At 54.0% G+C, this 13846-nt stretch carries 6 protein-coding genes; all 6 read left to right on the top strand.

What is annotated here, in order from left to right; all coding sequences use genetic code 11:
• Positions 1-9: 9 nt before the first annotated feature.
• The 6 genes from MKZ07_RS01575 to MKZ07_RS01600 all read left to right on the top strand — a co-directional run bounded on the left by MKZ07_RS01575 (position 10) and on the right by MKZ07_RS01600 (position 13845).
• Positions 10-8733: a chitobiase/beta-hexosaminidase C-terminal domain-containing protein gene (locus tag MKZ07_RS01575; protein ID WP_341024130.1), complete on the top strand. Its 8724-nt coding sequence runs from the start codon at positions 10-12 to the stop codon at positions 8731-8733.
• A 30-nt stretch (positions 8734-8763) separates the two neighbouring features.
• The gene (locus MKZ07_RS01580) at positions 8764-9453 is read left to right on the top strand and encodes a S1 family peptidase (RefSeq protein ID WP_036702329.1); all 690 of its coding nucleotides are present in this window, start codon (positions 8764-8766) and stop codon (positions 9451-9453) included.
• 166 nt (positions 9454-9619) lie between these two features.
• Positions 9620-9982: a LytR/AlgR family response regulator transcription factor gene (locus MKZ07_RS01585; protein WP_036702328.1), complete on the top strand. Its 363-nt coding sequence runs from the start codon at positions 9620-9622 to the stop codon at positions 9980-9982.
• Positions 9983-10068: 86 nt separating this feature from the next.
• Positions 10069-11250 (top strand): MalY/PatB family protein, encoded by a 1182-nt coding sequence (locus MKZ07_RS01590; RefSeq protein ID WP_341024134.1) that lies wholly within the window; start codon positions 10069-10071, stop codon positions 11248-11250.
• Positions 11251-11496: 246 nt separating this feature from the next.
• Complete coding sequence (locus tag MKZ07_RS01595; protein WP_036702324.1) at positions 11497-12453, top strand: nucleoside hydrolase; 957 nt, start codon at positions 11497-11499, stop codon at positions 12451-12453.
• A 141-nt stretch (positions 12454-12594) separates the two neighbouring features.
• Positions 12595-13845, top strand: coding sequence for a stalk domain-containing protein (locus tag MKZ07_RS01600; protein WP_341024136.1), 1251 nt, complete (start codon positions 12595-12597; stop codon positions 13843-13845).
• Position 13846 lies beyond the last annotated feature (1 nt).

Consider the following 13846-nt stretch of genomic DNA (forward strand, 5'->3'; position numbering starts at 1 on the left):
GGTGTCAATATGGCTTTGAAGCGAAAATCATGGATAGGTTATCTAATAGCACTGGCGGTAATTGTCGTTGCCGCAGTTGCCGGAGGCATCATGGCCAAGGCTGATCCGCAGACCTGGGACAGCGCAGCCGATACCAATTGGTACGTGCCAACGAATGATACCTTCAAAATTAAGACTGCTGCAGAGCTGGCAGGTGTAGCCAAGCTCGTTAATGAAGGTACCGTAAACGGACTCAACGGTAAGATTCTGGATATTACGAATGACCTGAATCTCTCCGCTTACCAGTGGGTGCCAATCGGTACGGCCGAGCATCCCTTCCGGGGAACATTAATCACGGAAGGAGGATTAATGAAGAAGATTAACGGTTTGAATGTAATAGCGAACCGTTCTTACCAGGGCTTGATAGGAAATATGCAAGGCGGTACAGTAGGCGGCCTGATTTTTGAATCAGGCACCATCTCTGTGACCGGAGTAACCTATGATGTCTATGCCGGCTCTGCCGTAGGTAAAATGAGCGGCAGCAGCATTGTTTTTGACATTACCAACCAGATCAATATCACTTCGGACGCTTCTCCGTACCACTCCTACTCGGGCGGTATTGTCGGGATGGGCGAAGGGATGATCTCGAACTCTATCAATAATGGAACCGTTACGGTGTATGGTTCAGCCGATGTTGGCGGAATTATGGGCTATGGCGGTTCCAAAGGCAACATCATCAAAAAAGTAGTCAATAATGGAGCGATTCTTGCCCAAGGGACGGACAGTTCCGTGCTCACCGCAGGCGGAATTGCAGGGCACACCACAGGCTCGCTTCGTCTAAATGATGAAGACACTCCAATCATCAATACGGCGGCGGTTACTATCGCTGGCGGGAGTCAGGTTGCGGCAGGCGGGATAGCCGGAAAAGTAGACAACACCGTCGTGTTCTCCAACATGACTACCAATAACGGTGCAATTACCGTTGATGCAGCAGCGGCAGTGAACTCGGCAGCCGGGGCACTGGTAGGTGCAACAGGTACGGTAGCAAGCGAAGCGGCTTCCATTACCTTTGTGAATACAGCGCCGGTTACCAATAACGGCGGAAAAAACGTATATACTGGCGGGATTGCCGGATATACCGGCAGTAAATTCACCTGGACGCATCCTTATGCGAATACACAGCAGATTACAGCAACAGGCTCAGAGAATGTAGCTACCGGCGGATTCATCGGATATGCCGCAGGCGGGCTGGTTACCAGCAACGCTACGGCGGGAGTATTCGAGAATAGAGAGCTGATCTCGGTTAACGGCGGTAAAGGAGTCTATACCGGCGGGATTGCCGGCTATGATGCAGGCGGGAACATCACCCAGACCTCTTCCACAGGCGAACTGATGGTTAAAGGTACTGCGGATGTCTATACCGGCGGTACCGTGGGTTACGAAATTGGCGGAACCATTGCATCGGCAGTGACCGGCAAGACTACAGCGGGTCATCTGAATATTACTTCCGATGGTACCATCGGCGGAATCGCCGGTTATCTGGAAGGAACCGTGACTAATTCTTCTATTAAATATGCAACGCTTCAAGTGACCTCGGCTGGCGGCGTTGTCGGCGGAATCGCCGGTAACGCACAAGGAACGGTAAGCGGAGTTACTGCGGGAGATGCTGAATCGGCAGGCTACAGTACCTTGGTGCTTCAGGCTGCGGTAGCAGGTGCAGCAGACGGGCAGTATAATGTCACGTTTGGCGGACTCGTGGGCGTGAACACCAAGCCTCTGACGCTGACCGGCGGTAAGGCTGCACGGATCAGCTTCCTGAATGAAGCTGGAACAAGCGGATATACAATCGGCGGCGCAGCAGGCAAGCTGACTGCAGATGCGGTAATCGGATCTGCCGCTGTGCCTGTACAGGTACAAGACATCCGCACAGAGCTGAAGGCTGACAAGGTGAGCTTCGGCGGCGGTGCAGGGCATAACTCGGCTGCCCAGTTCAATGGTCACACGAATCATATTGACATCAAGGCTACAGGCATTTCGGTAAAAGCCGGCGGGATGTTCGGCGAGAACCATTCGGCCGCAGCCGCTCCGTACAATCATGCGGAGAATGTTGTCATCACCGCAAGTGGTGCGGATAACCAGCTTGGCGGGAATACCGGCTTCAATGCCGGACAGCTGGTTAACGCTACAGTGACCCAGTTGTCTATTGAAGCAAATGGTGTCCGTGCTGAAGCAGGCGGAATCGCCGGACATTCCGAAGGGGCGGCGACGCCTGAAGCACGTGCAGGCATTGCATCCGCTGTACTGAATGTTCCCGGTGCTGAACCGATGATTACGCTGACAGCAGTGGATGCGAAAGCAGGAGCTATCGCAGGTGCTGCCAGAGCAACGGATATTACATTGCCGGAAGTGAATGCGGAAAATAGTGCCTTGATGCTCATTCAGGCGCAAGCAGCGAAGCCTTCTGTCGGCGGCTTGGCAGGTATACTAACGGACAGCAGTATCAGCAGTGACAGTAAAATGGTCAACCTGGAGAATATGCTGATTCTGGTAGGACCGGCGGCTACAGATGCCTATATCGGCGGGTTTGTGGGCTACAATGAAGCCTCCAGGCTGGAACGTCTGGCCGGATCAACGCTTAGTCTGACACTTAATGCACCACGCGCTACTGCAGGCGGGGTAGCCGGATATAATCACGGCAGTGCTTCGGGAATTATTGCGAACACGTATGTAAGTGCTCTGAATCTGAAGGCTAACGCCAGTGCAGTGTCCTCTTATGTCGGGGGAATTGTGGGCCTGAATGCGGCCCAGAGTAATGAACCTGTACTGAATCCTGTAACCTCTATTAGCACGATTCAGAATACCCGTGTACTGGGTACGGTCTCAGCAGCTTCCGCAAATGCCATTGTGGGCGGTATGGTTGGTGAGAACCGCGCGCTGATTGCCAACAACAGCATTACCGATAAAATCACAGTCATTTCAAGAGGAAATTCCTCCATCATCGGCGGTCTGGCCGGTGTCAATACGGCATCAGGAACACTCTACTACACTTACTCCAATGCGAACCTGACCATTGAAGGGACAGGTACACATGCTGGAGGCCTGGCAGGCAGCAATGCTGGCCCTGTCATTGCTTCTTATGTAGATATTGATGTGACAGGCGATGCTCAAGGAACATCAAGCGGCTCGGTTTACCTCGGCGGACTGATCGGCAGAAATACTGCCGGTACAGTGGAGCAATCGTATTCCGCTTCCAAAGTTACGGCGAAAAACATATATACCATTGTCGGCGGTCTGGTCGGAGAACTGTCCGGCGGGAACATCAAGAACTCCTACGTAGCGAAAAGTGTTAACGCTGAGAACAATAATTCTTACGCCGGCGGCTTTGTAGGCAGAATTACAAACGGTAAGGTGAGCAATGTCTACTCAGCTGCAGAGGTTAATGTAGCGAAGGGTAAGAGTGCTTATGCCGGCGGCTTCGCCGGGCGTTATGACAATGCAAGTAAAGAACTGCTCTATAAGTCTTACTATATTAAAGACGAAGCACTGAACATCAACCGCGATCTGCCTGATTTCGCAGAGGGCAATCACCGCTGGCTGAATGTGCATGTCCGGTTGACTACGATTCTGTCGGAGACGCTGAAGGACAGAGCTGTTTTCCCTGGATTGTCGGGCTGGGACTTTGAAGGAGCCTGGAAATACGGCTCGCTGAGCGCAGTATACCGGTATCCTGAAGTTAACCGTGTGGCCAATGTGGGCGGTGACAACGGGAATAACGTGAATGCCAATATCAACTGGTACGTGAAGGATAAAGATGCGATTGGCTTCGAGATCACCTCGGAGGCTGAGCTTGCCGGTCTGGCGGGAATTGTCAACGGCACGATTGCCGGTGTGGACCAGTTCAGCTTTACGGACAGAACGGTGACGGTCATGAATCCGATTCACATTCAGTCCAAGCAATGGGTGCCTATCGGCGATAAGGAGACTACTCCATTTGAAGGAACCTTTGAAGGAAAGAACCACTTGATTGATGGCTTAACGCTTCAGCCTGTGTATACTCATTCCGGCTTGTTCGGAATCATTGGAGTCAAGGCTGCAGTGCAGAACATGAATCTTGAGCCGCTTACGGTTGCCGGTAACGGCTACACCGGCGTACTGGCCGGAACGAACCTGGGCACGGTCAAGAATGTGGACCTTAAGCTGCTTGACGGCGTGAAGGTTAGCGGCGGTATTGTCGGCGGCATCATCGGCCAGAACTCAGGCAGTGTTGCTGGTCTGCAGCTTACGCTGGACGGTGGAAGCCGGATTGAGACGGTGGCTGAAGGCGGCATCGCCGGCGGTCTGATCGGCGACAACACAGCGGATATTACAGCTGACACTTATGTCATCCACGATAAGGACGGCAGCATCGGCAGCGCGGCTGACCATGCCGTTATCGGCGGAATTATCGGGGTTCAGAACGGGAATGTGAAGGGTCTGGCTCTTGAGGTGAATTCCAGATACCGGATTTCCTCCACGGGAATGGAAGCCACGGTTGGTGGACTGGTTGGACATTACCAGACAGGTCAAGCTGAAGGGCTGACCGTAAGCTTTGCAGACGGAACCCTGGAAGCGCGGGGGCTTGGCTCCATCCTTGGCGGTATGATCGGTCAATCCGATCAGGGGAACAGCATCCGTAATGTAACAGTAACCGGCTCCGGCAGCGGCGTACAACTGACAGCAAACGGAACTGCCGGTGGTGTAGTTGGCACTAAGGAGGGCAGACTCGGCGGAATGCTGGCCCGCTCTGTAGATAACAGCAGCAGCTTCGATGTTGAACATGCAGCAGTGTCAGGTGTGAAGCTGGCTACGACCAGCGACAGCTTGAAGGCTGTGCTCGGCGGGATTGCCGGATCGGCTTCCCGGACGGCGATCAACGACGCCAAGTTCAAGGCTTCCCTACAGGCCGCCGGTGAAGTGATCACTGCCGGAGGTATTGTGGGCGAGAGTGATAATTCCATCATCTACAATGCGGATTCATCACCAGATCTTCAGGCAGCGGCGAAGAGTGGCGAGGTTGTGGTCGGCGGGATTGCCGGAACGATCACAGCCGTGGATATCAATCAGGGCTTTGATTTTGGCAAGGCATATCCGCTGTATAAAGGGATTTATATTGCCAAGGTTCATAACGGCCAAATCACAGTCAATGGAGCAGACCATCGTGCTGACCTCTATGCAGGCGGTTTGACCGGTAAGAATACGGATGCTTCCATCTATAGCTCAGAGGTTGCTACAGAGCTGAAGGTAACCGGCGGCAACACAGTGAATGCAGGCGGAGTTGCCGGATACAGCAGCGGTATCATTGTAGATACCATTGTCAGAAGCGGTCTTAATGTGGACAACACCAGAGTGAATAATGTAGGCGGGCTTGTGGGCTGGGGAGAAGGCGGCGAGATTCATTACAGTAAAGTCATCGCCGGCTCTGGACGGACACTTACCTTAGGAACGGCAGTAACACTTGGCCAATCTGTACCGGCTACACGGGCTGGCGGGGTTATCGGTATGGGGGATCATGTGAGTATTGCACATTCCCATTCAGATCTTCCGGTAGTAATTACAGATACCAATCAGGATAATACGATATATGCAGGCGGCTTCGCCGGACTCCTGGGTGAGAACGGTACGCTTGCCGGACAAATTCAGCAGTCTTATGCCACAGGCAAGCTGAATGTCAGCGGCAGATTAGGTGCTTATGTCGGCGGCTTCGCCGGTTCTGTTGATCATTATTCGATCACAGATTCCTATGCTTCCGGTGACGTAAGCAATACCGGCTTCGACACGCGCAGCGGCGGCTTCGCAGCAGCAGTGGAGAGAAGCGGCAGCATCAGCAAGTCTTACGCTTTGCAGAGCAAGATTTCTACTGTCGGGGTGAAGTCCTCGACCCGCTCCTATAACGGCGGCTTTGCCGGATATAGTGATGGAACGTTAACCAGTGTCTATGCCAATGTGCCGCAGATCACCGCCGCAGTTGCAGGCGACAATGTCTATATTGGCGCACTGGTCGGCTATAACTTCCGGGATGGCAAAATTATTAGTTCATCCTACACAGGCACACTAGGTGCCATAGGCCGTAACACAGGTGCAGCCGCAGCTGCCGTGAGTACAGCAGCGGTTAACCCGCTGAGCTCGGGATTATGGGATATTGATTTTGATACCACCTTCCTGAACGGCCTGACGGACGCATCCATTACGGTGCGAACTCCGCTACAGCTTGCGGGTGCAGTCATGTTCTATAACGAGACTGGACTGAATTATTACAAGCTGTTCAACAGAACGGCAGCGAACAAGCCGGAGCTGGCAACAATCCTGCTTGATGCGGATATCGATCTTGCCGGACGCAGATGGACCGCGTTCGACAGCTTTACAGGCGTGTTCGACGGCCAGGGCCATACGCTTAACGGACTCTCGCTGAAGCGCTCTGAGCAGCAGACAGCCGGATTCATCAAGGATAACCGTGGTGAGCTCCTGAATGTTAGCTTCACCGGAGCAGAACTCTCCGGCGCAGTGAATGCAGGTATTGCTGCCGGGATCAACCACACAGGTGCAGTCATCCAGAATGTGAAGGTCAGCGGTTCTGTGGCTGGCAGTGCTGCCGCAGGCGGGGTAACAGGCGTGAATCAGGGAACTCTGAAGAAGGTTACGAATGAAGGAGTGAAGCTAGCCGGAGCAGGCCGGATTGGCGGCATTGCCGGAAGCAACGCTGGTGTGATTCACCAGGCTGTATCGAAGGGCAACATTGATGGTTCATCTGCACTGGCCGCAGGCGGAATTGCCGGTGAGAACAGTGCGGAAGGCTCCATCACTGATTCAATGGCCTATGGCGATATCCGTGTGGCTTCGGCCCAGGCGATCGCTGGCGGGATCAGCGGTCTGAATGCGGGAGAGATCAAGAACAGCTACTCTGCCGCCACGGTTCTCGCCGAAGGCATGTCTACTGCATGGGCTGGCGGAATTGCCGGTCTGGCAGAGAGCGGCTCCATTACTTCTTCCCTGAATACCGGAGAAGTGAAGGCTGGAGTAAAAGGCAAGATTCAACCGCTGCAGGCCTTCTTCGGGGGAATTGCCGGACAGAAGTCTGAGCATGCCATGATCAGCGGTTCCTTCTTTAACAGACAAATGCTGAAGAATAATATTGCGTACTACAATCTGAATGGCCAGGCAGTAGCCGGAGCCGGCAGCGGTGCAACGGGACTTCTCGGCACCGAGCTGACCGGTGCGAATCTGCCGGCAGACCTGGATGCCGGTGTCTGGACAGCCCAGAATACCTTCTATCCAGTACTTGCAGTCTTTAACGGAACAGACGAAGGGACTCTGGCTTCAGCCGCTGTTATCCTGGACCCGCAGGATTTGATTAACCGCGTGGGTTCGGCATTCCACATGAGCAGCGGCTTAGCACTCTCCTGGAGCGCTGATTCGTCCAAGGCTGTAGTGAACGGTACAACCGGCAGCCTGATATCAGGCGGCAGTGCAGTGCTGAAGGCAACTGCTGGAGGACAGAGCAGAAGTATTGCTATTAATACAGCAGCACTCCAGTACCCGAGCGCAGCAGTTGCACCAACTGCAACTCCTGCAGATAAGAATTTCACCACTGAAGTGAAGGTGGAGCTGGCAACAGGTGAGCAGGGAGGAAGCATCTACTATACACTGGACGGTACAACACCTACAGAGACGTCCCTGGTCTACAGCGGACCTATCGTTCTTAAGAGCACCACAACGGTTAGAGCCGTTACCATTGCTCCCGGCAAAGAGTACAGCCCGGTTGCAGCCTGGACCTGGACGCTTGTAGTCCCTAATCCCGGCTCAGGTTCCGGCCCTGGCGGCGGAGGCGGAGGCGGTGGTGGCGGTGGCCTGGTAGCTCCGCTTCCGAGCCCGACACCTGCACCGGCAGCTCCCGCGATTACCGCGATTGCTGGAACATCAACAGTAACTGGTGATAGTGAAGCTCCGGTCAAGATTGTGAGGAACAGCAAGCTGGAGCTGACAGCTCCAGCAGGGCAGACGATCTATTACACAACGGACGGCAGCATTCCGACTATCAAGAGCACGAAATACACCGGTGAGCTGCTGATTACCAAGAGTATGACGATTAAAGCCATCACGGACAAAGACGATAAAGTCATTACCATTGAATATGTGGTGGAGAATGCGAAGTACAGCTTGAAGAGTAACAGCGGCGAGATCAAGTATATGGCTGCCTATCCGAATGGTCTGTTCATGCCGAACGCAGCTATTACCCGGTATGAGCTGATCCAGTCCCTTGCACCGCTGCTTGATATGGAAGAAGTAAATGTAGGCAACCTGTTCAATGATGTCAATGCCGAGAATGAAGGCCTGACCGGATTCTTCGCCTCAGCCGGCATTATTGAAGGCTTCCCGGATGGCGGATTCGGCGGAACCAAGGGCTTGACCCGTGCGGAATTCTCCAAAATCATGACAACCGTGCTGAAGCTCGATGTAACTCAGAACGGCGTGACCAAGCAGAAGGATCTGCAGGGCCACTGGGCAGAGAAGTACGTGAATGCCCTGTCTCAGGCAGGATACGTGCAAGGCTTCCCTGACGGAACCTTCAAGCCGGGAACACCGATTACCCGTGCGCAGGCCGTAGTGCTGATCAACCGGATTGCCGGCACGAAGAAGCTGACGGTAACCTCTGTACAGTTCAAGGATCTTCCAGCTACTCACTGGGCTTACAAAGACATCATGTCGGTTGTGAAATAACAGAAATTCATAAGTAAAGGAGATCGGCGGATGAAAACAAAGCTGCTTGCCGTAAGCCTGGTCCTCTCATTGATCTCGGCGATACTCTTCTATTCAGACACCACCAGTGCAGATACACCTGAGGCGTTTAGCGCTGAACAAAGCTATGGAATAGCGAGTAAGGCGATCTTTTATCTGCGTGTGCTGAAAAGCGACGGTACTGCAAGCTCCACCGGAACAGGAATCATCCTGACTCCGGCCGGTACCGCAGCAACGGCGTATCATGTGGTCAAAAACGCACAGCGCATTGAAGGAGTCATGGCGGATGGCACGGTGATCAGTCCGATTAAAGTCATCAAGTCCGACGAGCTGAAGGATGTGGCCATCCTTGAACTGCCAAGTCCTGCCGCGATGAAGCAAAAGGATAATGCCTATGCTTATCTGCCGTTGCGGGGGGAGAAGCTGAGACATGGTGAAGCGGTGTATGCCCTCGGGTATCCGCTTAAGAATACAGCGATCATCACGGAGGGGATCGTCAACACTCCGGCAGCCGACATTAACGGCAGAAGCCGAATTCTAACCTCGGCCCAGGTGGCAAGCGGAATGTCCGGGGGGCCTCTGCTGGATACGCACGGCGAGCTGGCGGGTATCATCTCCGGTTCCCTGCGGACAATGAATAACATTCATTTGATTGTGAATATGGAGGATCTGCGCAGCCTGCTGCCAGCTTCCTTCAACTAAAAGCATTACCAGAAGCAGCTTACACTTGAGGCTGCAATATAATACCGACTATGGCTGTCCTTAAGCGTTTCTTGGCAAACGCGGGGACAGCAATTTTTTTACAAACAAGAATGTACAAGCTGCTTGATAATCGTAATGCATCCCTATGGAAGGAGGAGGAACCCGGGTGATTAAAGCCTATTTGCTGGATGTGAATCAGAAGGATCTCTATAAGCTGTCATCGATGCTTCAGCATACAGGCAAGGTAAATGTGATCGGCATGTCTGCTTATCCCGAGAATGTTGTGGACCGGATTGTCTTGCTGCAGCCCGATGTGCTGTTTCTGGATCTTCAGCTGCCCGGCCACCAAGGAGTCGTTGTAGCCGAGCTGGTGAAGAAAAGGCTGCCGGATATTCAGATTGTAGTGGTCACAGAGACGAAGCAGCATGCCCTGTGGGCCTTCGACCAGGACATTGTGGATTATGTGCTGAAGCCGCTGGAGGAGGTCCGGCTGGGCCAGTCTCTGGAGCGGCTGCGCAAGGGAAGCTGAAGCAGGCTGGCGGATGGAATCAGGATGCCGGATGTCTCTGCCCATGGTACAATGTACGGACAAGCAGAAAGGATGGGTGATTTTAGTTGAAGTATGATTTTAACCGTATCATTGACCGCCGCAATACCCGTTCCTACAAATGGGACCAGTCCGAGAAGCTGTTCGGAGACAAGGAGATTCTTCCGCTATGGGTGGCCGATATGGACTTTGCAAGCCCTCCTGCGGTACAGGAAGCGATTCTGCGCCGCGTACAGTCAGGAATATACGGCTACAGTGTGTCGGGCGACTCTTACAAAGCGGCAATTGCCGGCTGGTACCGCAGACGCCATGACTGGGAGATTCAGGAGGAGTGGATCTCTGATTCTCCGGGGATTGTAACCTCACTCAGCCTGTCTGTGGAGCTGTTCAGCCAGCCGGGGAATCAGGTGATTGTGCAATCGCCGGTCTACTATCCTTTCTATGATGTGATCCGGATGAATGACCGCAAGGTGGCGGTGAATCCGCTGAAGCTGGAAGCAGGCCGTTATGTCATGGACTACGCCCAGCTGGAAGAGCTGATGGCGGGTGGCGCGAAGCTGCTGCTGCTGTGTAACCCGCATAATCCGGGCGGCAGAGTATGGGAACGGGAGGAACTGTTGCGTCTCGGCGAGCTATGCCTGCGGTATGGGGTAACGGTGATCTCGGATGAGATTCATTGCGACATGATCATGCCCGGACACAAGCATATTCCGTTCGCTTCCTTGTCCCCGGAGCTGTCTGACATTACGCTGACCACACTGGCGGCTACCAAGACCTTCAATCTGCCGGGTCTGCAGACCTCATATATCGTCACCTCCAGCCCGGAGCTGAAACAGAAGTTCGATTATAAAATTAAGACGCTTAGCCTGCACATGTCGGCATTCTTCTCGCCAGAGGCTGTGGAAGCGGCATATAACGAAGGGGAAGAATGGCTGGATGAGCTGATCCTGCACATTAACGGCAACGCTCACTACGCCATCTCCTATCTGGCCGAGCATCTTCCGCAGGTGAAGCCGATGCAGCTGGAAGCCACCTATCTGCTGTGGATCGACTGCCGGGCCCTCGGACTCGATGCAGACGGGCTCAAGCAGCTGATGTACCGTGAGGCTAAGGTGGCATTTAACGAAGGTTCGGTCTTCGGACTGGAAGGCCAAGGCCATCTGCGGATCAATCTGGCCTGCCCGCGTTCCGTGCTGGTTGAAGCGCTGGAGCGGTTCACTGGGGCGGCGGCCGCTTATGTAACCCGATAATATGTAATGAAGAATCCGTCGCCTGATGAGGCTGGCGGATTCTTTATTTAAATATAAGAATTTATATGTTTCACACGATACATTATCCTTCTATTTCTCGCTGAAACGGATACCGTCCTCTTAAGGATGGCGTAGCCGTTTCTGCTTGTGTGCAAACCATATTGAGCCGCAGGTAACCCCATGTTAAGATGAGCAGTGCGACTAAGCCTAGAGAGCAAAGTTAATATAGGGAGTGGAGAAATAGAGATGAGTAACAGCACAACTAGAATCATCATCGATTGTGACACAGGAATAGACGATGCACTGGCCATATTGTATGCGCTCCGGGCACCGGGGGTAGTGGTCGAGGGGATTACAACGGTGTTCGGCAACATTGATGTGCAGCAGGCGGCGGAGAATACGCTGCGGCTGCTTGAGCTTGCGGCTCCGGGCTATGAAATCCCGGTAGCGCTGGGAGCTTCCCGGGCGCTGGTGCGTGAGCTAACCGGCTTCTCCACCCATGTTCACGGGGAGAATGGCATTGGCGGCGTTCAGCTGCCACCCTCCCGGCAGGTGCCGGTGCAAGAGACGGCGGCAGAGTTCATCGTGCGGATGGCAGATTCGAATCCGGGAGAACTGGTCCTGGTGACGCTCGGACGGCTGACGAACCTGTCGCTGGCCCTGGATCTGGACCCGCAGCTGACCTCCAAGCTGAAGAAGGTAGTAGTTATGGGCGGTACGGTCTTTAAGCCGGGCAACGTTACGCCGGTAGCCGAGGCCAATCTGTGGGGCGACCCGGAAGCGGCTGACCGTGTATTCACTTCAGGACTGCCTGTAATGATGATCGGGCTGGATGTGACACTTCAGACGCGGATCACTTCAGAGCATGTGGAGCTGCTGAGGCGGCATGGACGGGAAGAGAATAAGGCGGTCATTGACTTTATGGAAGAGTCGCTGGCGTATTATTTTAAATTTTACCGCGAGGCGAACTATCTCATTAACAGCGCTCCGCTGCATGATCCGCTGGCCCTGATGGCTGCCTTGCAGCCGGATCTGGTAACCTGCCGCCGGATGAAGGTCCGTGTAGAGCATCAGGGGGCGTTCACCTCCGGTATGGTCGTAGCAGACTTGCGGGCACAGCCCAAAGAAGGAGAATTCATCGAAGTGGCTGTAGAGGTGGATGCTGAACGGGCTGTTGGTGTCTTTTTGGGCGTGTTCATGTAGGTGTAAGGAGAACCCCGGACGGGTGAATCTGCAATGGTTACAATCTCTTCATTTGCTATATTTATCTAGTTTGCTAGAATAGTAGGGGATGTAAGGTTGAGAGATTCACAATCTATCTAAGAGGATGGGGAACTTACTTATATGAAGCATTTGGCCAAAATAGTATTATGCGCAGCGATCTCACTCGGCAGCCTCTCGGTACTTCCGGCAAGTGCGGTCCATGCTGCACCTGCGGGTGTCAGTATCATGCTGGACGGTTATCCGTTGCCGTTCCCGGTAGAGCCGGTGATGATGAACGGAACGACCATGGTGCCCTTCCGCGCCATCTCTGAAGCCCTGGGCATTCAGGTGGAATGGGATCAGAAGGCCCGCAAAATCACTGCCACCCGGAAGGCCGCAGCTGGTGCCGCTCCAACTGTAGTCGTCCTGACGCTCGGCAGCAAAAATGCCGTCGTGAACGGGGCGGTAGTGAAGCTGGAAGTAGCGCCGCAGGATATCCGCGGAACGACGATGCTGCCGCTCAAATTCTTCAGCCAGCAGTTCGGGGCGGCAGCCTCCTGGGATCAGGCGTCCAAGACCGTGTCCATCACCTCCCCGAAGCGGGACATGTATACCTTAGGCTTCTACGCACAGAAGGCGTACAGTGAGGTCTCGCTTATTCCAAGCTTTGATGCGGTTGCTTTTGGCTGGGCGCGGATTGACAAGGACGGCCAGTTCACCACCACAGGCAAGGATTTCTGGTGGCCGGAGGCGGCAGGCGAGGTTACGCCGGAGTCGATTGTGCAGAATGCGGCGGCGGGAGGGACCGCTCCCTACCTGATGGTCTATTCCAGTGACTCAACACTTGAGCTGAGTAAGAATCTAGAGGACCCGCAGCTTCAGCAGCAGACGATTGCCAGTATTGTCGATTTGGCCTCGCAGAAGGGATTTAAGGGCATCGGACTGGATCTTGAAGGACTGGGGCTGACGGGGGATAAGGCCCTGGTGCAGAGTCAATATAACGCTTTTGTCAAAAATCTCTCCACAGCCGCCCGTGCCGCCAGCCTCAAGCTGACCGTCATTCTGCATCCGCTGAACAGCTCCTACAAGGGGTATGACTACAAGACGCTGGGGACACTTGCGGACGATCTGGTTATCATGGCTTATGCCTATGAAGGGGAGACCGGGCCGGAGCCGATGAATAAGGTCGATGAGAGCATCCGGCTGGCGCTTAATCAGGTCAGCAAGGACAAGCTGATTCTCGGGATATCGGTCTACAGTGAGAACGAAGCCTCCGTCAATGCTAAGATCGGTCTGGCTAAGCGTTACGGCCTTAAGGGAATTGCGGTCTGGCGTCTGGGGATCATCGGCCAGCCGGTGCTGAACCGGATGGGCGAAGCTATCGAGCTGTAAT

Origin of the sequence: Paenibacillus sp. FSL P4-0338 (assembly GCF_038002365.1) — a bacterium.
Classification (GTDB): domain Bacteria; phylum Bacillota; class Bacilli; order Paenibacillales; family Paenibacillaceae; genus Paenibacillus_AQ.

Bases quoted from the DNA above. Each gene is read 5' to 3' on its own strand.
- MKZ07_RS01575 (WP_341024130.1), top strand. From the start codon at position 10: ATGGCTTTGAAGCGAAAATCATGGATAGGTTATCTAATAGCACTGGCG.
- MKZ07_RS01580 (WP_036702329.1), top strand. From the start codon at position 8,764: ATGAAAACAAAGCTGCTTGCCGTAAGCCTGGTCCTCTCATTGATCTCG.
- MKZ07_RS01595 (WP_036702324.1), top strand. From the start codon at position 11,497: ATGAGTAACAGCACAACTAGAATCATCATCGATTGTGACACAGGAATA.
- MKZ07_RS01600 (WP_341024136.1), top strand. From the start codon at position 12,595: ATGAAGCATTTGGCCAAAATAGTATTATGCGCAGCGATCTCACTCGGC.